This is a genomic window from Streptomyces sp. CNZ301, assembly GCF_004217425.1.
Genome location: NZ_SHLG01000002.1, coordinates 880132 through 903520, shown reverse-complemented (window position 1 = coordinate 903520; position 23389 = coordinate 880132). Strand labels below are relative to the sequence as shown.

Below are 23389 nucleotides of genomic sequence, written 5' to 3'. Positions count from 1 at the left end.
AGGCGGAAAACAGCGGGTACTTGAGCCCCGAGTTGGCGAGCAGGTGTGGCCGAACGGGGGTACGACGGCCGAAAGCGCACGATCAGGCCCCGGTGTGGAGCTGAAATCGCACCGTGTGCGTGCCCGTACACGTGAATTCGTGGCAGGTACTTGCCATTGTGGGTCCGTCTCTTGTGACTCACGAGTATGCCGTCGTACGTTCTCCGCGCGTAGACATTCCGACCCCACCGGGACAGTCGCCAAGGAGACCGCCGTGACCCCCAACCACATTGCTCCAAGGGTGAGATCGAGCAGACGCACGCCGATGCCGGGGCGGGCCGCCGTGCCCCCGCAGGCCACCGGTGCAGCGGAAGCACGGACCCCCGCCCGTCCGCCCGCTGCTCACGCCCCCACTCTCCCCGTGCCCTTCGACGGATGATGTGAGGGGTCCGGCCCCGAAGCCTTCCCGGCGGCGTATTTGCGCGTTTCCTCAATGGTGGCCGCCGGTGCGGGGAGCTGGGGCACAATCGCCGGACAACCGGAATCCGCCCGGCGTGACCCGCCCCGGGCCACCGGCAGGCCGACCTCCTGCCGTCGCGGTGGCTCGTCGCGGCCGCCGGCTGATCCGGAAATCCCGCTCCAATGCTGTGATCTGCCACACAGTGCCCGTGTGGCATGTAAGCGGACGGTTACATGGCCATGACAAACGTAATGACCGCTGCGTTCCGTCTTCATGACGTGCGTGTCACGGCCCTGCTCGGTGTGCCTCGGAGGGCGAAATGCCCGGCACTGGGCGCCTCTCCGGCAGTTGACGGAGAGTGACGAGCACGCGGGAAACCATCGGTTGACCGCACAGTAACCGTCCCGTCTACTACGCATGGTCAGCTGGCCGAAGCGATCGTGCAGTCGGGAGAGCCCATGAGGATGCTGGATACGGACGCGTCCCACGTGTCCTCGCGATCCAACCCGGTCATCGCGATCAACCCCCTGCACAGGCCGTCACCACGGCTGACCGCGGGCGCCTGCGCGGCAGGTGCACTCGGAGTGCTCGAACTGCCCGCCGGTGACGGCGCGTTGCGTGAGGCGGCCGAGCATCTCGACCGCACGGACCGATGGGCGGCACGCCCCTTCGGAGTGCGCATCCGCCCCGGCTGCCCGGTGACGGACGGCGACCTCCCCGCAGCCGTGGAGACCGTTCTGCTCGCCGATCCCGCCAGGTCACCGGGGGAGTTCGGCGGCAGGCGCGTCCTCGTCGAGGTCGCCGGGCTGGACGAGGCACGCCGCGCCGCGGCCGCCGGGGCCCACGGCCTCATCGTCCGCGGCAGCGAAAGCGGCGGCCGCGCTGGGGAGTTGAGCACCTTCGTGCTGCTCCAGCAGGTCCTCGCGGCCCTCGGCGGAGCACGCGACGGGCTGCCCGACGGCATGCCCGTGTGGGCGTGCGGCGGCATCGGGCCCCACACCGCTGCCGCCGCCGTCGCGGGCGGCGCGGCCGGTGTCGTACTGGACACGCAGCTGGCACTGCTGGACGAGGCCGGGCTGCCGCTGGAGATCACCGAGGCCCTCTCCGGGCTGGACGGCTCCGAGACGGTCCTGCACCACGGCATGCGCGTGCTGCGCCGACGCGGCCCCGGAGCCCCCGAACTGCCGCAGGACGCCGATGAGTTCGCCTCCCGAATAGGCGGCGACGACCTGCGCACGCAGTTCCTCCCCGCCGGCCAGGACGTCTTCCTCGCCGCCTCCTTCGCGCGCAGGTGGAGCTCCGTCACCGACGTCGTACGGGGCATGCGCGAGGCCGTCGCCGCCGTCGTTCAGGACGACGAGGCGGCCGGGGCACTCGGCCCCGGCGCTCCCGGCGCCGCCGCCCTCGGTACCCGGCTGCCCGTCGCGCAGGGGCCGATGACCCGCGTCAGCGACCAGCCGGAGTTCGCCGCCGCCGTCGCCGCGGACGGTGCGCTGCCCTTCCTCGCGCTGGCGCTCGCCGGCGCGGAGCAGACCAGGACGATGCTCGAGGCCACCAAGTCCGCGCTGGGCGAGGCTCCTTGGGGCGTGGGCATCCTCGGTTTCGCCGACGAGGAGATCAGGGCGGCCCAATTGGAGGCCGTACGCCAGGTACGGCCCACGCACGCGATCATCGCCGGCGGCCGCCCCGCACAGGCGGCCGCGCTGGAGGCGGAGGGCATATCCACCTTCCTGCACGTGCCCTCGCCGGGGCTGCTGCGGCAGTTCCTCGCCGCCGGCGCCCGCAAGTTCATCTTCGAGGGCGCCGAGTGCGGAGGCCACGTCGGCCCGCGCAACAGCTTCCCGCTGTGGGAGGCACAGGCCGAGGTCCTGCTGGAGTTCGTGGCCAAGGAGAGACCCGGCGCTGCCGGTGAGATCACCGTCCTCTTCGCCGGCGGCGTGCACGACGAACGATCCGCATCGATGGTCGCCGCCCTGGCCGCACCGCTGACACGCGCCGGGGTCGCCACCGGCGTACTGATGGGCACCGCCTACCTGTTCACCCAGGAAGCCGTCGACGCGGGAGCCATCCTTCCGCGCTTCCAGCAGCAGGTCGTCTCCGCCGAGCGCACCGACCTGCTGGAGACCGCACCCGGACACGCCACCCGGTGCGCGCACAGCGCCTTCACCTCCCACTTCGCCTCCCTCAAGCAGCAGTTGCGCCAGGCCGGCGTCCCCGAGCGGGAGATCTGGGAGCAGCTGGAGAAGTTCAACGTCGGGCGGCTGCGCGTCGCCAGCAAGGGCATCGAACGCGTCGGGCCCGAGCTGCGCGGCGTGGACGAGCAACGCCAGGGCGACGAGGGCATGTTCATGGCCGGTGAGGTGTGCGTGCTGCGCACTGCCGTCACGACCGTCGCCGCGCTCCACGAGTCCGTCGGCGAGCGGGCCGCCTCGGTGCTGCGCGAACGCTCACGGCGGCTGCGGGACGAACTCGGCCTCGCGGAGCACGGATCCGGGCCGGAGGAGGAGAGCCGGGCCGAGCCGCTGCGCATCGCGGTCGTCGGCATGGCGGGCATGTTCCCCGGCGCCGAGGATCTCTCCGCCTTCTGGGCGAACGTGCTGGCCGGCAAGGACTGCGTCACCGAGGTGCCGGAAGAGCGCTGGGATCCGGAGCTGTACTACGCGCCGGACGGCGACGGGGAGCGCACCCCCTCGCGCTGGGGAGGGTTCCTGCCCGAAATCCCCTTCGACCCGCTGAGTTTCGGCATCCCGCCCGCCTCGCTCGCCAGCATCGAGCCCGTGCAGCTGCTGGCGCTGGAGGCCGCGCGGCGGGCCCTGGCCGACGCGGGCTGCGAAGGGCGGCCCGTCGACCACTCCCGCACGTCCGTCGTCTTCGGGGCGGAGGCCGGCAGCGACCTGTCCAACGCCAGCGTCCTGCGCACCGTTCTCCCGGCATACCTCGGCGGGGACCTGCCCGCCGCTCTCGACGAACAGCTGCCGCACCTGACCGAGGACTCCTTCCCCGGCGTCCTCGCCAACGTCATCGCCGGCCGCATCGCCAACCGGCTCAACCTCGGCGGGGCCAACTACACCGTGGACGCCGCGTGCGCCTCGTCGCTGACCGCCGTGGACGTGGCCTGCAAGGAACTGGTCACCGGCACCAGCGACATGGTGCTGTGCGGCGGCGCCGACCTGCACAACGGGATCAACGACTACCTGCTCTTCTCCTCCGTGCACGCCCTCTCGCCGACAGGGCGCTCGTCCACGTTCGACGACGGCGCCGACGGCATCGCGCTCGGTGAGGGCGTCGGCTGCGTCGTGCTCAAGCGCCTCGCGGACGCCGAGCGCGACGGCGACCGCGTCTACGCGGTGATCGACGGCGTCGGCAGCGCCAGCGACGGCCGCGCGCTCGGTCTGACCGCGCCGCGCCCCGAGGGCCAGCGTGCCGCGCTCACCCGCGCCTACCGCAACGCGGGCGTATCGCCCGCGCAGATCGGCCTGATCGAGGCGCACGGAACGGGCACGGTGGTGGGCGACCGCACCGAACTGACCACGCTCACACAGGTGTTCACCGAGGCGGGCGCGCCGCCCGGCAGTTGCGCCATCGGGTCGGTGAAGTCGCAGATCGGGCACACCAAGTGCGCCGCCGGCCTGGCGGGGCTGATCAAGACGACGCTGGCCCTGTACCACGGGGTGAAGCCGCCGACGCTGCACATCGAGGAGCCCAACGCCGCCTGGAATCAGGAGAGCAGCCCGTTCTTCTTCCACTCGGCGGCAAGGCCGTGGGCCGCCGAGGCCTCCGAACGTGTCGCGGGTGTAAGCGCATTCGGCTTCGGCGGGACGAACTTCCACGCCGTGCTGCGCGCATACGACCAGGCGCCCTCCGTGCACTCCAGCGACGAGTGGCCGGTCGAGCTGTTCACCTTCCGCGGCAAGGACGACGCCGCGGCGCAGCGCGCCGTGCGCCGCCTCCTGGAGCAGGTCGAGCAGGCTGGGCAGACGGGACGGGACGGCGCGTGGCGGCTGCGGGACCATGCACTCGGTGCCGCCCGCGTCAGCGACTCGGCCGCCGTGCGGGGCGAGCCGGTGCGCATCGCTCTCCTCGCGCAGAGCGTCGGAGAGCTGCGCGGGCTGCTGCACCGTGCGGCCGAGGGCGCGCACGATCCGGCGGCGGGCATCTTCGCCGCCTCGGACAGCGCCACGGGCGAGGCATCCGTGGGAGGTGCCATCGCCTTCCTCTTCCCCGGCCAGGGCAGCCAGCGCCCCGGGATGCTCGCCGACCTCTTCGTGGCCTTCCCCGAACTCCAGCGCTACCTCCACATGGGCAGGCGCTGGGCGGATGCGCTGTACCCGCCGACGGCCTTCGACAAGGCGACCGCCGACGCGCAGCTCGCCCGCATCACCGACACCGCCGTCGCCCAGCCGGCCCTGGGCATCGTCGAACTCGCCGCCGCCGACCTGCTCGCCTCCCTCGGCATACGCCCGGACATGGCCGCGGGGCACAGCTACGGCGAACTCGTCGCGCTGGGCGTCGCGGGGGCGCTGTCTCCCCAGGACGTGCTCACGGCCAGCGCCGCACGCGCCGAGGCGATACTCGATCAGATCCCGGACAAGGGCGACGCCGGCGCCATGGCCGCCGTCACCGCGCTCCCCGAAAAGGTCGACGAGGTACTGGCGTTGGCGGGGCTCGACGGTGAGGTCGTCACGGCCAACCGGAACTCGCCGAGGCAGACCGTGATCTCCGGCCCGACGGAGGCCGTCACGAAGGCGGTCGGTCACCTCAAGGACGCCGGCCTGTCCGCCAGGACGCTCCAGGTGGCGTGCGCCTTCCACAGCCCGCTCGTGGCAGGCGCCGGTGAAGCGTTCGCGCGGACGCTGCAGTCGATGTACATACACGCGCCCGGACTTCCCGTCTGGTCCAACAGCACGGCAGAGCCCTACGACGCCGTCCCCCATGCGGTGCGCGCAGGGCTCGCCGAACAGATCGGGTCGCCGGTCCGGTTCGCCGAGCAGATCGAGTCGATGTACGCGGCGGGCGCACGCGTCTTCACAGAGGTCGGCCCGGGCAAGGTCCTGACCAGGCTCGTATCGGCGATCCTCGGCGATCGTCCACACAGTACGGTCACATTCGAGGACGCCAGGCGCGGGGGACTGTACGGTTTTCTCGCCGGTGTCGCACAACTTGCCGTCGCCGGCGCAGACGTGCGCACCGGAATGCTCTACCAGGGGCGGGACGCCGTCGACCCGGAGAGCGCCACCCCCGGCAAGCCCGCCGGCTGGACCGTGGACGGTCAGCTCGTCCGTCTCGCCGACGGCACCATCCCGCCCAACGCCCTTCGTCCCCCACGCCCAGTCACGGAGCTGATCGTGCCGGAACCCCCCACGCAGGACGGCACCACGCTGTCCGGTCCGGACGCTCTCATCGCCGAATTCCTGCGCTCCAGCAGGGAGATGGTCACCGCGCAGAGAGATGTGCTGCTGCGCTACCTGGGAGCCGCCGAACTTCCCCCCGCCCCCGCCGGTTCGCCGGCGCTGCCCGCACCCGCCGTCACCGTGCCCGCCGCGCCTTCCCCCGCGACGGCCGCGAGCACGCCCGCCGCGCCGGCGTCCGCCCCGTCGCCCGCCGCTGTCGCGCCATCGTCCGCTGCTGGTGCCGGTGCCGCTGTGTTGTCGGCGGATGCGGTGCTGGAGTCGGTGTTGTCGGTGGTGGCTGAGCGTACGGGTTATCCGGTGGACATGATCGAGCCGGGCTTGGATCTGGAGGCGGATCTGAGTGTGGATTCGATCAAGAGGGCTGAGATAGCCGGTGAGTTGGCGGTGCGGTTGGGTCTGCCTGTGGGGCGGGACGCCGATGTGGAGGAGCTGAGTGCGGCCCGTACGGCGGCCGCGATCTCCGACCTTCTCGTCGCCAGGCTCGGCGCCGCCGCGCCGGCGTCCGCCCCGTCGCCCGCCGCTGTCGCGCCATCGTCCGCTGCTGGTGCCGGTGCCGCTGTGTTGTCGGCGGATGCGGTGCTGGAGTCGGTGTTGTCGGTGGTGGCTGAGCGTACGGGTTATCCGGTGGACATGATCGAGCCGGGCTTGGATCTGGAGGCGGATCTGAGTGTGGATTCGATCAAGAGGGCTGAGATAGCCGGTGAGTTGGCGGTGCGGTTGGGTCTGCCTGTGGGGCGGGACGCCGATGTGGAGGAGCTGAGTGCGGCCCGTACGGCGGCCGCGATCTCCGAGCTTCTCGTCGCCAGGCTCGGCGCCGCCGCACCCGCGACCGGGGCTGCGCGGTCCGCGGCCCCCGCAGCCGTGCCCGCACCGGCGCAGAACGCACCCTCCGAGGAGCCCGCCGCGAGCGGCGCCGTCGTCGTGGCGCCGCAGCGGCTGGAGTTCACCGAGACCGAACTGCCCGCACCGCCCGCCCCCGCTCTCGCCGAGGGCGCCACCGTCACCGTCCTGGGCGGCGGCGCGCTGGGCACCCTCGTGGCGGAGCGCCTGCGGGAGCTGGGCGCCATGCCGCACACCGTGCCCGACGGCCAGCCGCTCCCGGAGCAGGTCGGCGAGATCGTCTTCCACCTGCACTTCCTGGAGTCGCCGGAGACCACGCTCCCCGAGACCTTCCCGCTCTTCCAGGGCATCCTGGCCTCCGGACCCACGCGGCTGATCGGGGCGGACCGGCGCGCGGAGGGGGCCGCCTCCGGTCTGCGGGGCTTCTTCCGCAGCGTCGCCCGCGAGTACGAGGACGTCGCCGCGACGCTGGTCGAAGTCGGCGCGGACGACGACCCGGAGACGGTCGCCCGCCTCCTCGTGGCCGAACTCGGCGCCACGGAGCGCGAACCCGTCGTCCTCTCCGAGGGCGGACGCAGGCGCGCGCTGAGGCTGGCACCCAAGGACCTGGGCGCCGTCGCCGCGACGGGCGCCGGCCCGGCCGGTGACGGCGTCTCCGAGGCGGCGGCCGCCGGGCTCGACCGCGACTCCGTCCTGCTCCTGGTCGGCGGCGCCCGCGGCATCACCGCGCGCTTCGCCCGCACCGTCGCCGCCGCGAGCCGCTGCCGGATCGAGCTGCTGGGCCGCACTCCCGTGCCACCGCCGTCCGAGGACCCGGCCACGGCCGCGGCTCCGGGACGCGACGAGTTGCGCACGGCCTTCATCGGCTCCGGGATGACGTCACCGGCGGAGATCGAGCGTGCCGTCTCAGCCGTCCTCGCCGAACGCGAGGTGCGCGAAACCCTCGCCGCACTGCGGGAGTCGGGCAGCCAGGCCCGCTACCGCTGCGTCGACGCGCTGGACGAGGAAGCCGTACGCGCCGCGGTGAAGGAGATACACGCGGAGCACGGCAGGCTCGACGGAGTCGTCTACGCGGCAGGCGTCATCGAGGACAAGCTGATCGCGGAGAAGTCGCCGGAATCTTTCCGCCGTGTCTTCTCCACGAAGGCCGACGGTGCCCGCGTGCTGCTCGACGCCCTCGGCGCCCTGCCCGAATCCCCGCGCTTCGCCGTGCTGTTCGGCAGCATCGCCGGAGCACTGGGCAACCGCGGACAGGCCGACTACGCGGCAGCCAACGACGCCCTGGAGGAGCTGGGCCGGCGCTGGTCGACGGAGGACCGCCGCGGTCTGACCGTGCACTGGGGGCCCTGGGCCGCGTCGGAGACCAACAGCGGCATGGTGACGCCGGAGTTGATGCGCTCCTACGCGGCTCGCGGCATCGAACTCCTCGACCCCGAGGAGGGGCCGCTGAGTCTGCTGCGCGAACTCGCCTGGGGCGCGCCCACGGTGCACGCGGTGGTCGCCGCTGCGTCCGGCTGGTGAACCGTGTCCGCCCCTGAGCTCGGTCCCTCCCGCACCCCCGTCGCGATCGTCGGCATGGCCGCTCTCTTCCCGGGCGCCGGCGATCTGGACCGCTACTGGCAGAACATCGTCGGCGGCGTCGACGCGATCACCGACGTGCCCCAAGGCCGCTGGGACGAGGAGTTCTACGCGGCCTGGGGGTCCCCCCGGACGGAGTCCGGGGGAGGGCCACGGCGCGCAGACCGCGTCTACTGCCGGCGCGGCGGATTCATCGACGACACCGCCGAGTTCGACCTGACGCGGTTCGGCATCATGCCCAACTCGGTGCCCGGGACCGAGCCCGACCAGCTCATCGCCCTCGATGTGGCCCACCGGTCCATCGAGGACGCCGGCGGGGAAGGGGTGCTGCCGGAGGACCGGCAGCGGGCAGGAGTCGTACTGGGCCGCGGCGGGTACCTCACGCCCGGCCTGGTGCGGCTCGACCAGCGCGTACGCACCAGCAACCAGGTCGTGCGCACACTCCGCGAACTCGTGCCCGAACTGGGCGAGGACCGGCTGGAAGAGGTGCGCTCGGCCTTCGCCGGCCAACTCGGCCCCGAGGCACCGGAGTCGGCCATCGGCCTGGTGCCGAACCTGGCGGCCTCACGTGTCGCGAACCGGCTCGACCTGCGCGGCCCCGCCTACACCGTGGACGCGGCGTGCGCCTCGTCGCTCGTGGCCGTCGACCACGCGGTCCGCGAACTCGACGCCGGACGCTGCGACATCATGCTCGCCGGCGGCGTGCACCACTGCCACGACATCACCCTGTGGTCCGTCTTCAGCCAGCTCGGCGCGCTGTCGCGCAGCCAGCGGATACGGCCGCTGCACCGCGGGGCGGACGGTGTCCTCATCGGCGAGGGCACGGGCGTCGTGGTGCTCAAGCGGCTCGCGGACGCCGAACGTGACGGCGACCGGATATACGCCGTCGTGCGCGGCACCGGCGTGGCCAGCGACGGCCGTTCCTCCAGCCTGTTCAACCCCGACCCCGGCGGACAGGTGCGTGCCGTGCGCCAGGCGTGGGACGCCGCAGGGCTCGACCCGCTCGCTCCCGGCGCCATCGGGCTGCTGGAGGCTCACGGCACCGCGACACCCGCCGGCGACGAGGCCGAACTGACCACTCTCGCCGAGGTGTTCGGCCCCGGCCCCGGCCCCGCGGGGACCGCCGCGGACGCGGGGGAGGGCGCCCGCGCGGTCATCGGCTCGGTGAAGTCGATGATCGGGCACACCATGCCCGCCGCGGGCATAGCCGGACTCATCAAGGCAGCACTCGCCGTCCACCACAACGTGCTGCCGCCGACGCTGCACTGCGACGACCCGCACCCGGCCCTCGCCCGCACGCGCTTCGCACCGCTCACCGAGGCACGCCCCTGGGAGGAACCGGAAGGCGGCGCACCGCGCCGGGCAGGCGTCAACGCCTTCGGCTTCGGCGGCATCAACGCCCACGTCGTACTGGAGCAGCCCGCGACGCGTGCCGCGGACCGGAACGCCCCGGCCGGCGGGGGTGCCTCCGCCACCGCGGCCGTCGTCGAACCCGAGCGGGTGCTGCGGCTGGCCGCCGACGGACCGGAGGCACTCGCGGACCTGCTGGAGTGCGACGACGCGGCGGTGCTGGCGCAGAGCCTCGACGAGACCACCCCCGTCACCGCGCGGTGCCGGCTGGGCATCGTCGACCCGACGGCGCGGCGACTGAAGCTCGCACGCAAGGCCGTCGCCAAGGGCATGCCGTGGTCCGGACGCAGTGACGTGTGGTTCAGCCCCCGCCCGATACTCGGTCCCGCGGGAGGGCTCACCGCCTTCGTCTTCCCGGGACTGGAGGCCGAGTTCGAGCCCAGGGCGGACGGTCTGGCAAAGCGGTTCGGCCTCGACTTCTCCTTCGGCAGTCAAGCGGAGGTCGGCGACGTCGGACGGCACGGCGCCGCCGTCTTCCAGCTCGGCAGGATTCTCGACGCCGCGCTGCGCGGACTCGCCGTCGTCCCGGACGCCGTCGCCGGGCACAGCGTGGGTGAGTGGACGGCGATGGCGTGCGGCGGCATCCACGCCGCCGACGAAGTCGACGCGTTCCTCGCCGGGTTCGACCCGGACGCGCTGCGCGTGCCGGGAGCCGTCTTCGGCGTCCTCGGCATGCCCGCCGAGGACGTCCTCGCGGAGTTGCACGGACGCACGGATGTCGTGCTCTCCCACGACAATGCGCCGAACCAGTCGATGATCTGCGGCTCCGAAGAGGCCGTCGAGGCCATCGTGGTGCGCATGCGCTCCCGCGGAGTGATCAGCCAGGTGCTGCCGTTCCGCTCCGGATTCCACACGCCGATGCTCGCCCCTTACCTCGGGCCGATCCGCGGCGCGGCGGAGGCCTACCGCCTGCATCCGCAGACGACACCCGTGTGGTCGGCGACCACGGCCTCGCCCTATCCCGAAGACCCCGACGAGATACGGGAGTTGTTCGTACGGCATCTGCTGGAGCCGGTGCGCTTCCGGCAGATGATCCTGGCCATGTACGACGCCGGACACCGTGCGTTCATCCAGCTCGGAGCCGGGCAGCTCGGCTCCCTCATCGACGACACGCTCTCCGGATGCGACCGCCTCGTCGTCTCCGCGCACGCCGGTACGCGGGACAGCCTTGCGCAGCTGCGCCGCGTCGTCACCGCGCTGTGGGTGGAGGGCGCCGATCCGGACGTGCGGCCCCTGCTCGGCTCCGAGGACACCGGGCGCGCCGAGGCGAAGGCGGGGGCCGGGTCCTCCGCACGCCCCGGGGTGCGGCTCGATCTCGACGGGGCGCTGGTGTCACTGCCCGAGCGGGTGCACGGAAGTCTCTCCGGAACGGTGGGTCCGGCGGCTCCGGCCCTCGCCGCTGCCTCCGCATCGATGGCGAGGCTGGACAAGGCCGGCTCCGCGAACCCGCTGGCCGCCGAACTCTCCGCGCTCCTGCAGGAGACGGCCTCCGCCGCCGCCGACGTGATCGGCGCCGGCGCCCGCCGTCACGTGCCGGCCGCGCGGCCCGCGCACCGGAGTCATCCGGGCGGGCCGGCCGCGCGGCGCGGACCGGCACCGGCGGGCCCGGCACCGGCCCCGCAGTCCGTGCGCCCGGCGGGCCGGGAGCGCACCGCACCGCCGGCACCGCCCTCCGCGCCCGCAGTGCCGCCTGCCGTGCCGGAACCGGTGCCGTCCGTGCCCTCCGTGCTCCGCGTGGGGCTCGACGAGATGCCGTACCTGGTCGACCACTGCTTCTTCCGGCAGCGCCCCGGCTGGCCCGACGTGGCCGACAGCTGGCCCATCGTGCCCGCCACCACCGTGATCAGGCACATCATGGAGATCGCCGAACGCGCCGTGCCGGGCATGCGGGCGATCGGCCTTCGCGACGTGCGGCTGCTGAAGTGGATCGAGGCCGTCCCGGCCCACGACGTTCCCGTCGCCGTCCGGCGCACCGCGCCCACCGAGGTGGAGGTGGAGCTGACGGGCTCGTCCCGCGCCGTCGTCGAAATCGCTCCCCGCCACGAACCTTCCCCGGACGGAGTCCGGGGGGTCCCCCCGGCGCCGTGGCCCGTCGACCCGTCCTCGGACCGTGCACCGGACATGCGCGCCGAACAGCTCTACACGGAGCGGTGGATGTTCCACGGGCCGAAGTTCCAGGGCGTGAGCGAGCTGACGGCCATCGGCGACCGGCACGTACGGGGCGTCATCACCGCGCCCGAGGCACCGGGCTCGCTGCTGGACAACGTCGGCCAGCTCCTGGGCTACTGGATCATGGCGACGCTCACCGAGCGCACGACGGTCTTCCCCGTCAGCGTGGACCACATACGCTTCCACGGCCCCGAGCCCGGCGTCGGCGAGCGCCTGACCTGCTCCGTCCGCATCACCGGCGTCACCCGCAGCACGCTCACCGCCGACATGCAGCTGCTCCACGAAGGCCGTGTGTGGGCGGAGTTGACGGGCTGGACGGACCGCCGCTTCGACACCGACCCCGGCATCCGCGCGGTCGACCGCTTCCCCGGCAGCAACACTCTCTCCACGCAGCAGCCGGAGGGGTGGTCGCTGGTGCACGAGCGCTGGCCGGACCTGGCGACGCGCGAACTGGTGATGCGCAACATGCTCGGCAGCGGGGAACGCGCCGGCTACGCCGCGCTTCCTCCCGTCCGCAGACGGCAGTTCCTGCTCGGCAGGATCGCCGCCAAGGACGCCGTGCGCGGACTGCTGTGGACGGAAGGCGCCGGCGACATCTACCCGGCGGAGGTCTTCGTGCACAACGACGACGAAGGCAGGCCCTTCGTCCGCGGCGTCCACGGGCGCACCGTAGGGGAGTTGACGGTCTCCATCGCGCACCGCGGCGAGTGCGGTGTCGCGATCGCACGCCGCGGCCCGTGCGGCATCGACGTCGAGGAGGTCACCGCACGCCCCCGGGCCACCGTCGAGGCGGCCTGCGGAGCGGAGGAACTCGCCCTGCTGCGCGGCCTGTCGGAGGCCGGGCCGGAGCGCGGCACGGAGAGTTCCGGGAGTGAAGAGGTCTGGTTCACGCGCATGTGGGCGGCGAAGGAAGCCGTGGCGAAGCTGCGCGGCACCGGACTGCGGGGCCGTCCGTCCGACTACCAGGTGGTCTCGGCGGACACCGACCGGCTCCGGGTGCGTCACGGGGGCCACTCGTACGAGGTGCGGGTGCGGGAAACATCGAATCCGCCGGGCTTGCCCGAGCGGCGGTATGTGGTCGCCTGGGCGGCCGCCTACGAGGAATCAGGAGTGCAAGATGACCACTGACGCGACCCGGTTCGCGCCTGCGCAGGCGCACGGGAAGGCGCAGGCCGGAACCGATCCGGGGGAAGTCCTGGCGGACATCGCCGGAATGCTGCGCGAACTGCTCGAGGAGTACGGCTTCGACGAGGCCGAGATAGGAAGGGAGACGACCTTCCACGACGACCTGGAGCTGGAGAGCATCGACCTGGTGACGCTCTCGGGTTCGCTGCGCGAACACTACGGGGACCGCATCAACTTCGCCGAGTTCGTGGCCGATCTCGAACTCGACGAGATCATCGCGCTGACCGTCGGGCAGCTGGTGGACTTCGTCGTCGCGTCGCTGCGCGCAACGGAAGCGGGCTGATCCGGGATGAAGATCCGTACCGGAGAGATCACCACCCATGTGCAGCGCCTCCCCGCCACCGTGCGCGAGGGGCAGCAGGGCGAGCCGCCTGTCGTGGTGTTCGTGCACGGGCTGCTGACCGACAGCCTCGCGAGCTACTACTTCACGCTCGGGCCCGCGTTCGCGGCGGCCGGCATCGACGTGATCATGTACGACCTGCGCGGGCACGGCCGCAGCGAGCGGCCGGAGAGCGGGTACCGGATCGAGTCCTTCGTCGACGACCTCGTCGCGCTGCTCGACGCGCTCGGTGAGCGGCGGCGGGTACACGTCGTGGGCAACTCATTCGGCGGCACGGTCGCGGCCGGGGCAGCCGCCTGGTACCCGGAGCGGATCGCGACCCTCACCCTCATCGAGGCCGAGCCGCCGGTCCAGCGCTGGACACGGCACATGGCCGAGGGGCTCGCTCTCGCCAAGGAGCAGCTCGTGCACGAGGAGGTCATCGACTGGATCAAGGAGAACCGCGGTGCGCAGACCGCGCGTCTGTCGCGCATCGCGGGCCGCATCCTCAACTCCACCACGCTGGGCGCAGAGGTGTGGAGCGGACGTGTCATAGACGACGACCTGTCGGCGATCACCTGCCCCGTGCTGGCGATCTTCGGTGAGGAGTCGGGGCTCGTCGCCCAGGTCCCGCTGTTCGAGAGCGTGCTGGAGCGCTGCCGCACCGTCGTGCTGCCCGACCAGGGCCACTCCGTCCTGGTGGAGCGCACCAAGGAGACACGGGACCTGCTCCTGGACTGGGTGCGCGAGCACGACGAGGCCGAGAAGAGGGCGGCCGGGCACGAACTGGCGGAGGCCGCACGGTGACTCGCCTCCTCTTCGTCGTCCCCCCGCTGGTCGGGCACACCAACCCGCTGCTGGGCGTCGCCGCCGAACTCGCCCGCAGGGGCCACCGGGTGGCCTGGGCCGGGTACGGCGAGCTGATCCGGCGCCTGGCGGGAGAGGACGCAGAGGTCCACGAGACGCGGATGCCGGACAGCGACCTCGGCCGGCCGCCGAGGCTGACCGGGCCCGCGGCCTTCCGCTTCCTGTGGGAGGACTTCTTCGCGCCGCTGGCCGGACTGATGGCGCCGGGCGTCGACTCCGCGATCCGCGAGTTCCGCCCCGACCTGGTGGTGGCGGACCAGCACGCCGTTGCCGGGGCGCTGGTCGCCGAACGCCACGGCATCCCGTACGTGACGTCGGTGACCACGTCGGCCGAACTCACCGACCCGCTCACCTCGATGCCGAAGGTGGAGGCGTGGCTGAAGGGCATCTTCGCCTCGCTGCGTGCCGAGTTCGGCGACGATCAATGCAGCGGCGACCCCCGTTTCTCCCCGCACGGCATCGTCGCCTTCACCGGCCGCGCGCTGCTCGGCGACGCCCCGCTGCCCTGGGACGGCGTGCACATGGTGGGCCCGGCCATCGCCCCGCGCGCACCCCGATGCGACTTCCCCTACGGGAAGTTGGACCCCGGGCGGCGCAAGGTGCTGGTCACCCTGGGCACGGCCAACGCCGACGCCGGCGGGCGGTTCCTCGGCGAGGCCGTCGCCGCGCTGGAGAGTCTGCGCGAGACGGTGCAGGGCATCGTCGTCGACCCCGGCGGTCTGCTCGAAGCACCCAGGGAGCAGACCGGATCGGGGCTTCTGGTGCGCGAGTACGTGCCGCAGCTCGATCTGCTTCCCCACCTCGACGCCGTCGTGTGCCACGGCGGCCACAACACCGTGTGCGAATCGCTCTGGCACGGCGTTCCCCTCGTCCTCGCACCGATCCGCGACGACCAGCCGATCGTCTCGGGACAGGTCGTCGACGCCGGCGCGGGAGTGCGGGTCCGCTTCAACAGGGTCGACGCTCCACGGCTGGCTGCGGCCGTCACGTCCGTGCTCGATCCGGCGGGGGGCCACAGGGAGGCGGCCGAGGCGATCGGCCGGTCCTTCCGTGAGGCCGGCGGCGCGCGGGCCGCCGCGGACCACCTCGACCGCATCGCCGCACAGGCGGCGAACTACCAGGCAGCAGGCTGACTCCCGCCCGACCAGCGACCTGTAGGACACACATGACGACGGCTCCCGGACCCCCCGAGCCCTTCGGGTTCTTCAAGGGCTCCCAGCCCCAGGTTCCGCCACCGCAGGCTCCGGCTCTGCCCGAGGTGGCCGGGCACCCGCGGGCGAGCGTGCTGCGGATCGACCACCGCAAGCGCGCGCCGCTGCGCGTGCTGATGGGGTACGCCCGTCCCCACCGTCTCGTCCTGTTCGCGACGCTGCTGCTCGTGCTCGCCTCCAGCGGAGCCGGCCTGATGCAGCCGCTCGTCGCGCAGCAGGTCCTCACCTCCCTCTCGGGCGGGGGCGATGTGAAGGGGCCGGTCATCCTGCTCGGCGCGCTCGTCGTGGCCGGCGCCGGGCTGACCGGACTTCAGTCGTGGTGGCAGCAGCGCACATCGGAGAGGGTCGTGCGCCGCGTCCGGCAGGAACTCGTGTTCCGGCTGATCAGGCTGCGCGTACCCGAACTCGACCGCCGTCCTCCCGGCGATCTCATCGCGCGGGTGACCTCCGACAGCACGCTGCTGCAGAACGCCGCCACCGAGGGCCTGGTGATGATCGCCAACGGCCTGCTGAGCATCGTGGGCGCCGGTGTCCTCATGGGGATCGTGCACCTTCCGCTGCTCGGCGTGACCGTCGGCGTGCTGGTGGCGGTCGGCCTGGTGATGGGCGGCGTCCTGCCGCGCATCCGCAAGGCGGTCGCGCGCGCCCAGGAGTCGATCGGCGCCGTCGGCTCGGCGCTGGACCGCACGCTGGGTGCGGCCCGCACGGTGAAGGCCAACGGCGCGGAGGACCGGGAGACCGAGGTCGCCGACGACGCCATCGACGGCGCCTACAGGGCGGGACTGGTCGGGGCCAAGTACGTGGCCCTCGTCAAGATCCTCTCCGGAGTCTCCATCCAGGCGGCCTTCCTCGCCGTGCTCGGTGTCGGCGGTGCGCTGGTCGCCTCGGGGGACCTCAAGACGCCCCAGCTGATCGCGTTTCTGCTCTACGTCTTCTACCTGGCGAGCCCGATCGGCTCCCTCGTCGGGGGGCTGGGCATGCTCCAGCAGGGGCTGGGCGCGGTGGGGCGCATCGAGCAGATCAAGCGGATGGCCGTCGAGGCCGACGTCGACGAGCTGCCGCAGGACCACATGCCCAGGCATCCGGCGAGCCCCGGCGCGAACGGCAGGGTCAACGGACAGCCCGACGGCCACGTGAACGGCTTCGCCGGCGGTGGCGCCGACGAGGACGGCGGAATCCGGGGCAACCCCTCCTCGACGATGAAACTGAAGGTCATCGGAGCCCGGGCCGGCGGTGTGCGCAGGCCGCCGACCATCGAGTTCCGCGACGTGCGGTTCGGCTACCCCGGGCGCGGCACGGCACTGAAGGGCATCTCGTGCACCATCCCCGGCGGGACGCAGACCGCGCTCGTCGGTCTCTCGGGCGCCGGCAAGACCACCATGTTCGCGCTGCTCCAGCGCTTCTACGACCCGACGGCGGGTCAGATCATCATCGACGGCGTCGACATCGAGAGCATGCGGCGTGCCGAGGTGCGCCGCCGCATCGCCTACGTCGAGCAGGACTCCCCGGTGATGGCCGGCACGCTGGAGGACAACCTCACGTACTCGGCGACGAACGCCTCGCAGGCCGACATCGCCGAGGCTCTGCGCGTGACACGGCTCGACACGCTGATCAGCCGGCTGCCGGACGGGCTGCGTACCGAGGTGGGCAACCGCGGCGTCTCCCTCTCGGGCGGTGAGCGTCAACGGCTCGCCATCGCAAGGGCGTTGCTGCGCAAGCCGGAAGTGCTGCTGCTGGACGAGGCGACGGCGCAGCTCGACGCCCGCAACGAGCAGGCGCTGCGCGAGGCGGTGGACCAGGCGGCCCGGCGCTGCACCGTCATCCTCATCGCGCACCGGCTGTCCACCGTGACCCACGTCGACCAGATCGTGGTGATGGAGCACGGCGAGATCCGCGCGTTCGGCAGCCACGAGGAACTGGTCAAGGCCGACCCGCTCTACCGCGAACTCGCCGCCTCCCAGATGCTCGTGGGCGAGGAGGGCGCGGCCGGCGCGGCGGCGGGGGCGGGGCGGGGCGGTGCCGCCGGAGGCGGCGGCGTACCGGCCGGTCCCGGTGCGGGGCAACCTGCCGGTGGCCAGGGCGGCGCCCCCGCAGGTGCCCCAGACGGTGGCGGCCGGCGGTCCCCGCAGGGAACGGGGCCGGCGCCGTCGGCGGGACCTCTGCCGCAGCGTCCCGTGGCGTCGCCCGGCGGACCGCCGCGCCGCTGATCGCGGCAGCAAGCAGCATGCGGACAGGGATTCGCCGAGTCCGAAGCTCGCGGGCGTAGTTACGGCGTGACCGTGCACGTCCACGGGACGTGGCACCCGTGCCCGGACTTGGATTCGAGATGTGAAGGGGCGCCCGCCGTGTACGGCGGGCGCCCCTTCACGTCCATGCCGGGGAAGTGCCGGCCGGTCAGCCCATCAGGGGGTTCAGGGCGGCGAGGTAGCCGTCCCGGTGCCCTTTCGTATTCGGGTGGTAGGACTCGTTGAGCTTGTCCCACTCCAGGCTCGTGACCCACTCGTCACCGCTCGAGCAGATGGTGTGCGGGTCGAAAACCGGCCGCGCGTCCAGGAAAGTGAATCCGGCTTCATTCGACCGCGCGGACATGATCTCGGCGAGTGTGTCGGCCGCGGAGTTCAGTGCCGTCCGCTCCTTGTCGCTGAGGCCGAGAATGCCGCAGTCACCTCCAATTGTGTAAAGCCGCGGATAGCCGACGACGATCACTTTCGCCGACGGCGCCGCGGCGCGCACCGCCGAGTACGTCTGGGCGAGCGCCGGGGACAGCGTGCTGTTGGCGGCAGCCTTCGCAGCGTCGACGCCGGCTATGCAGTCGGCGTCGTCCGTGGTGAGGATGCAGTTCTTCAGCACGTCGACGAACCCGACGTCGTTGCCGCCGATCTGCAGCGTCACCAGGGACGTGTCCGGCGTCAACTGGCCGACCTGCGTATTGATGACATCGGCCGTCGTGGCGCCCGAGCACGCCGCTTCCACGAATCCGACGTCCTGGTGCGCGGCGGCCCAGAGCCTCGGGTAGGAGGTGGGACCACGGCGGCAGGGGTCGTCCGGGTTGTCGTAGGTCCTCGTTCCTACAGCGACGGTATAAGAATCACCGAGGGCCACGTATTTGCCCGCGGCAGCCTGTGATCCCGGAGCGACGAAGGCGATGGCCACCATCGCAAGCAATGCGGCGAACAGCAGCTTCAACGAGCGCATGAAGTTGTCTTCTCCGAAGGTGGGGGATGAGAACAGAACATCCTAGAAATAGCAGCAGCCTCGCGCGCGCGGATACGTGCGGGCGCGTATTTTTTCGATCACGGTTCGATAAAGTCAAAGATGTTCGAAGGTGTTCCGGTGATCCAATCCGGGTGGCAATACCGGCAAATGCGGGCGACTTTCTTTCGTGATTCCTCGCGCTTCTGGGCGGAAATTGCGGACGCGATTGCCGGCGCCGGAATGCGGTCGCTGCGGCCGTGCGGGGGTCCGCGTGCGCGCCGCGTGACCCGGCCGGCCCGCTGCCTGCTGTGAAACCCCTTCACCGAGTCGTCACTTGATCCGACGCATCCCGTCACTCCGTCAACAGGCTCCTCTTCGCTTCGCGTTCGCAACTTGAGCGCTCCGTGTGGCACGGCACCGTGACCGCATGCGTCGCTCGTTAGGGGGAGACCGGGGGTGACGGAACGGTTCGGCTGGCGCCGCGCTGCTTACCGTCCGGGGCATGCACGTCACGAAGAACCGCACCGCGGACGGCTCTTGCGCGGCTCCGGCTCCGGCTGCCGAGAGCCCCGAAGAGGGAAAGCGCCCGGACGAGGGAGAGGGTGCGGACGAGGCGGCCGCCCCGTCGAGAGCCGCGGCGGTGACCGGTCTGCACCTGTCCTCGTTCCGCACGCTGCGCGACCGCACCGTTCCCCTCGCCCCGGTCACCGTGCTGACCGGGCCGAGCGGCAGCGGCAAGTCGGCGGTCCTGGAGGCGCACGAGGCCCTGGCCCGGCTCGGCGGCGGGGAGGCCCTGGGAGAGGTCTTCGGGCGCGCCTCCGGAGGCCCGGGCGCGTACGTGCCCCGCCGCTCCCGCCCCGACGCCGAGGGGCGCCGCGGCTTCCGCCTCGGCTGCACGGTCGACGGCCCGGCGGGGCCGGTGCGGTTCGATCTCGCGGTGCAGGCCGAGCCCGAACTGCGCATCGTGGGCGAGCGGTTGACGGTGCCCGGCGGTCGCACCCTGCTGGCCACGGCGCTGCGCGACCCCGCGCGCCCCGCCGTGCAGGCCGAATGGCACAGCGCCGGGACCGGCCGGGTCACGCGGGCCCGGCTTCCCGCCGACAGGCTTGCGACGGCCCTGCTGCCCCTCCGCGTCGCCGGCGGCACCAAGGAGGAGCGCCGGGTGCTGGAAGCAGCCGAGCAGGTGGTGGTGGCGCTGCGCTCCGCCTTCGCCTGCGATCCGCGTCCGGAGACCATGCGCGATCCCGTCCCCGTCGGCGACACCCTGCTGCGTGGCGGCTGCGACAACCTGGCGGCGGTGCTGCGCCGGACCCGCACGGAGTGCGCGATCCGGTACGGACATCTTGTCGACGCCCTGAGCGCCGGCTTCGCGGGTCCCGTCGCGGAGGTGGTCGCCGACATCCCGGGCGAACGCTCGGACAGGGGCCGCGTCCGCGCGCTGATCGTCGGCCCCGGCCCCGGCTCCGACCGTGCTCCCGGCGCCGGCCACACCCGCGTCCGCACACCCCTGGAGTGGCTGGGCGACGGCGAGTTGCGCTACGCCGCGCTGGCTCTGGTGCTGCTGACGGGCCCCGGGGTGCTGTCGATGGACCCCGCCCAGGAGGTGCTTCCCGCCAGGCAGGCCATGACGGTGCTCGCCGACGGGCTGGACCGCACCCTGGACGCGCGGCAGACGGCCGAACTGATCGCGCTTGCGGTGCGGATGGGCAAGCGGGGGCATGTGAGGCTGCTGGCCGCGGTGAGCGATGCGGGGACGGCGGCGGAGGAGGCCGCGCGGCACCCGGGTGTGTCCCTGGTAGACCTTGGGGGTGACTGAATCCCCCTCTTCTTCCGCGTCTCCATCCGGCGGGCCCCCGCAACCCGGCCCGCACGAGTCCCTGTCGTTGTCCCAACTGCAGTACAGGCTTGCGGAGTTCGCGAGGGCACGCGACTGGGAGCAGTACCACACCCCGAAGAATCTGGCCGCTGCGCTGAGCGTCGAAGCCGGTGAACTCGTGGAGATCTTCCAGTGGCTGACGCCCGAGGAGTCGGCTCGCGTGATGGAACGTCCCGAGACCGCGCACCGCGTCGAGGACGAGGTCGCGGACGTGCTCGCGTATCTGCTCCAGTTCTGCGAGGTGTTGGGCGTCGACGTGCTGAAAGCGCTTGCCGCGAAGATCGAGCGCAACGAGAAGCGTTTCCCGGCTACCGGAAGCGGTCACTCTATGAAGTGACAGAGGTATTCGCGAGAGGCGGTATGCCCGGATTGGCTGCAATTAGCCAGGCTTGCTTGCCTATTGTGCGTCACTCTCCGTAGTGACGCGTGGAGGGAGGTGGTGAAGTTGGATGCCGTGCATCTCATCAAGGCCACCCGCCACGCGCTCGCCGAGTGCGAGTCCGTGGAAGAGACTGTCGCCGAAGCGTGGCAGGTGCAGGCCCTCGCCGGGGCGATCGGACGTCATCTCGCGGTGAGCGGGCCGCAGTCGGTGCGGACCGAGGCGCTCGGACTGAGTGAAGCGGGCACGCGGGCCTGTCTCTCGTCGACGGGTCCCGTGCCGTGCGGAGGCCGCTGGTGCGAGGCGCGCGCGGACCGGCTCTCCCAGGTCCAGGACCCCAAGTGCGCGCTGTCCGACCTGAGTCTGCTGCTGGCCGAGGTCGGCGTGGCGCTCGTGCTCGTGGCCGTCTCGGCGAGGGAGGAGGGGCTGTACTGGCAGTGCATCGAGGCCATCGACTCGGCCGACGAGTCCGGGGACCGCGTCACGGGGATGATGCGGAGGCTGGAGGCACAGGAACACGGCCCGGCGGCCTGACGCGGAGGCGCGGGGCCGGTGAGGCGGGTGAGGCAGGATGGGTGCCATGAGGCTTCGCGTATTCACCGAACCCCAGCAAGGGGCAAGCTACGAGACGCTGCTGCGCGTCGCGAAGGCTGCCGAGGACCTGCACTTCGACGCGTTCTTCCGGTCCGACCACTACCTGGCCATGGGCGACTCCGACGGCCTTCCCGGCCCGACCGACGCCTGGACCACCCTCGCCGGGATGGCCCGTGAGACCAGCCGCATCAGGCTGGGCACCCTCATGACCGCGGCGACATTCCGGCTGCCCGGTCCCCTCGCCATCCAGGTCGCCCAGGTCGACGAGATGTCGGGCGGCCGGGTCGAACTGGGGCTGGGCACCGGCTGGTTCGAGGACGAGCACACCGCGTACGGCATCCCGTTCCCACGGGAGAAGTTCGGGCGGCTGGAGGAGCAGCTGGAGATCATCACCGGGCTGTGGTCCACGCCGCCCGGTGAGAAGTTCGACCACCGCGGCAAGTACTACACGCTCACGGACTCCCCTGCGCTGCCCAAGCCGGCCCAGCCCAAGGTGCCCGTGCTCATCGGCGGCCACGGCAAGGTCCGCACGCCCGCTCTCGCCGCGCGCTTCGCCGACGAGTTCAACATCCCCTTCGCCTCCGTCGAGGACAGCGAGCGGCAGTTCGCCCGGGTACGGGCGGCGGCGGAGAAGACGGGGCGGGAGATCGTCTTCTCCAACGCGCTCGTCGCCTGCGTCGGCAAGGACGACGCCGAGACCGCCCGCCGCGCCGCGGCCATCGGACGCGACGTGGACGAGCTGAAGGAGAACGGGCTCGCCGGTTCCCCGGCAGAGGTCGTCGACAAGATCGGCCGCTACCAGGAGGCCGGGTCCTCCCGGATCTACCTGCAGTTCCTCGACGTGCACGATCTGGATCACCTTCAGCTGATCTCCGAGCAGGTACGCCCCCAGCTGTCGTGACCCGGCCCGCCGCCGCTTTGAGCGCCGCCCTGGCCCGCGGCCCGCTCGTCCTGGACGGCGGGCTGTCCAACCAGCTCGAGGCCCAGGGGTGCGACCTGGACGACGAGTTGTGGACGGCGCGACTGCTGCGCGACGACCCGCGGCAGATCGAGGAAGCGCATGCGGCGTATGTGCGGGCGGGCGCGCGGGTGCTCATCTCCGCCGGCTATCAGGCCTCCTTCGAAGGCTTCGCGCGGGCGGGCACCGGGGAGCGGGAGGCGCGGGAACTCTTCCGCCGCAGCGTGGAGCTCGCCCGCCGGGCCGCCGAACGCTGCGGCGTGGGCGATCAGGTGTGGGTCGCGGGTTCGGTCGGCCCCTACGGCGCGGTCCGCGCGGACGGGGGCGAGTACCGGGGCCGGTACGGGCTGAGCGTGCGCGAACTCGCCGCCTTCCACCGGCCCCGGATCGAGGCCGTGGCCGAGGCGGAGCCCGACGTACTGGCGCTGGAGACCGTCCCGGACGTGGTGGAGGCGGAGGCGCTGCTGAGCGCGGCGGAAGGCTGCGGCATTGCGGTGTGGCTGAGCTTCACGATCTCCGGTGACCGCACCCGCGCGGGTCAACCCCTGGAGGAAGCTTTCGCGTTGGCGTCCGGTCAGGGGCAGGTGGTCGCGGTGGGCGTCAACTGCTGCGCTCCGGGCGACGCGGACCGGGCCGTCGCTGCCGCGGCGGTGACGGGAAAGCCGGTCATCGTCTACCCCAACAGCGGCGAGCAGTGGGCCGCCGACGGCCGCGCATGGCACGGCTCCCGCTCCTGGTCCGCCGACCGAGCCGCCGACTGGGTGGAGAAGGGCGCCCGCCTGATCGGCGGCTGCTGCCGCGTGGGCCCCGGCCTCATCGCGGAACTGGCCCGCGAACCCGCCATGCGGGCCGTCGGGCGGGCCTCTCCGGCGGACGGCTGATCCGCCCTGGACAGCGGCGAGTTGGCGGACGCCGCCCGTAAAGCACCGCCCCGCTGCGCACCGTACCGCCACGCCCG

At 72.3% G+C, this 23389-nt stretch carries 12 protein-coding genes; 11 read left to right on the top strand and 1 reads right to left on the bottom strand.

Going from position 1 to position 23389, the window contains the following annotated elements; genetic code table 11:
• Positions 1 to 897: 897 nt before the first annotated feature.
• From EV375_RS28085 to EV375_RS30010, 6 genes are all read left to right on the top strand, one after another.
• Positions 898 to 8211 carry a type I polyketide synthase gene (locus EV375_RS28085; protein ID WP_130302712.1) on the top strand — a complete coding sequence of 2438 codons (7314 nt, stop codon included), beginning with the start codon at positions 898 to 900 and terminating at the stop codon, positions 8209 to 8211.
• Positions 8212 to 8265: 54 nt separating this feature from the next.
• Positions 8266 to 12975: a type I polyketide synthase gene (locus EV375_RS28080; RefSeq protein ID WP_130302937.1), complete on the top strand. Its 4710-nt coding sequence runs from the start codon at positions 8266 to 8268 to the stop codon at positions 12973 to 12975.
• Between the two features lie 85 nt (positions 12976 to 13060).
• Positions 13061 to 13315 carry an acyl carrier protein gene (locus EV375_RS28075; protein WP_486588881.1) on the top strand — a complete coding sequence of 85 codons (255 nt, stop codon included), beginning with the start codon at positions 13061 to 13063 and terminating at the stop codon, positions 13313 to 13315.
• A 6-nt stretch (positions 13316 to 13321) separates the two neighbouring features.
• The gene (locus tag EV375_RS28070; RefSeq protein ID WP_055487778.1) at positions 13322 to 14158 is read left to right on the top strand and encodes an alpha/beta fold hydrolase; all 837 of its coding nucleotides are present in this window, start codon (positions 13322 to 13324) and stop codon (positions 14156 to 14158) included.
• Positions 14155 to 15351, top strand: a complete 1197-nt coding sequence (locus EV375_RS28065; RefSeq protein ID WP_130302710.1) for a glycosyltransferase — start codon at positions 14155 to 14157, stop codon at positions 15349 to 15351. The genes EV375_RS28070 and EV375_RS28065 overlap by 4 nt, the downstream gene beginning before the upstream one ends.
• Positions 15352 to 15383: 32 nt before the next feature.
• Positions 15384 to 17636, top strand: a complete 2253-nt coding sequence (locus EV375_RS30010) for an ABC transporter ATP-binding protein (protein WP_486588844.1) — start codon at positions 15384 to 15386, stop codon at positions 17634 to 17636.
• Between the two features lie 187 nt (positions 17637 to 17823).
• Here EV375_RS30010 and EV375_RS28055 read toward each other — a convergent pair whose 3' ends face one another.
• Positions 17824 to 18624 carry an SGNH/GDSL hydrolase family protein gene (locus tag EV375_RS28055; RefSeq protein ID WP_130302709.1) on the bottom strand — a complete coding sequence of 267 codons (801 nt, stop codon included), beginning with the start codon at positions 18622 to 18624 and terminating at the stop codon, positions 17824 to 17826.
• 502 nt (positions 18625 to 19126) lie between these two features.
• Between EV375_RS28055 and EV375_RS28050 the strand changes: the two genes are divergently transcribed.
• The 5 genes from EV375_RS28050 (at position 19127) to mmuM (ending at position 23312) form a co-directional block, all read left to right on the top strand.
• Positions 19127 to 20440: an ATP-binding protein gene (locus EV375_RS28050; RefSeq protein WP_207228492.1), complete on the top strand. Its 1314-nt coding sequence runs from the start codon at positions 19127 to 19129 to the stop codon at positions 20438 to 20440.
• A gap of 67 nt (positions 20441 to 20507) precedes the next feature.
• Complete coding sequence (locus EV375_RS28045; RefSeq protein WP_130302708.1) at positions 20508 to 20837, top strand: nucleotide pyrophosphohydrolase; 330 nt, start codon at positions 20508 to 20510, stop codon at positions 20835 to 20837.
• Between the two features lie 99 nt (positions 20838 to 20936).
• Positions 20937 to 21413 (top strand): DUF6099 family protein, encoded by a 477-nt coding sequence (locus tag EV375_RS28040; RefSeq protein WP_486588843.1) that lies wholly within the window; start codon positions 20937 to 20939, stop codon positions 21411 to 21413.
• Between the two features lie 46 nt (positions 21414 to 21459).
• Positions 21460 to 22374, top strand: a complete 915-nt coding sequence (locus EV375_RS28035; RefSeq protein ID WP_130302707.1) for an LLM class F420-dependent oxidoreductase — start codon at positions 21460 to 21462, stop codon at positions 22372 to 22374.
• On the top strand, positions 22371 to 23312 hold the full coding sequence (gene mmuM, locus EV375_RS28030) for a homocysteine S-methyltransferase (RefSeq protein ID WP_130302706.1): 942 nt from the start codon (positions 22371 to 22373) through the stop codon (positions 23310 to 23312). The genes EV375_RS28035 and mmuM overlap by 4 nt, the downstream gene beginning before the upstream one ends.
• Positions 23313 to 23389: the final 77 nt, after the last annotated feature.

Coding starts and splice junctions, on each gene's coding strand:
- EV375_RS28085 (WP_130302712.1), top strand. CDS start 898: ATGAGGATGCTGGATACGGACGCGTCCCACGTGTCCTCGCGATCCAAC.
- EV375_RS28080 (WP_130302937.1), top strand. CDS start 8,266: ATGGCCGCTCTCTTCCCGGGCGCCGGCGATCTGGACCGCTACTGGCAG.
- EV375_RS28075 (WP_486588881.1), top strand. CDS start 13,061: ATGCTGCGCGAACTGCTCGAGGAGTACGGCTTCGACGAGGCCGAGATA.
- EV375_RS28070 (WP_055487778.1), top strand. CDS start 13,322: ATGAAGATCCGTACCGGAGAGATCACCACCCATGTGCAGCGCCTCCCC.
- EV375_RS30010 (WP_486588844.1), top strand. CDS start 15,384: ATGACGACGGCTCCCGGACCCCCCGAGCCCTTCGGGTTCTTCAAGGGC.
- EV375_RS28055 (WP_130302709.1), bottom strand. CDS start 18,624: ATGCGCTCGTTGAAGCTGCTGTTCGCCGCATTGCTTGCGATGGTGGCC.
- EV375_RS28050 (WP_207228492.1), top strand. CDS start 19,127: ATGCACGTCACGAAGAACCGCACCGCGGACGGCTCTTGCGCGGCTCCG.
- EV375_RS28035 (WP_130302707.1), top strand. CDS start 21,460: ATGAGGCTTCGCGTATTCACCGAACCCCAGCAAGGGGCAAGCTACGAG.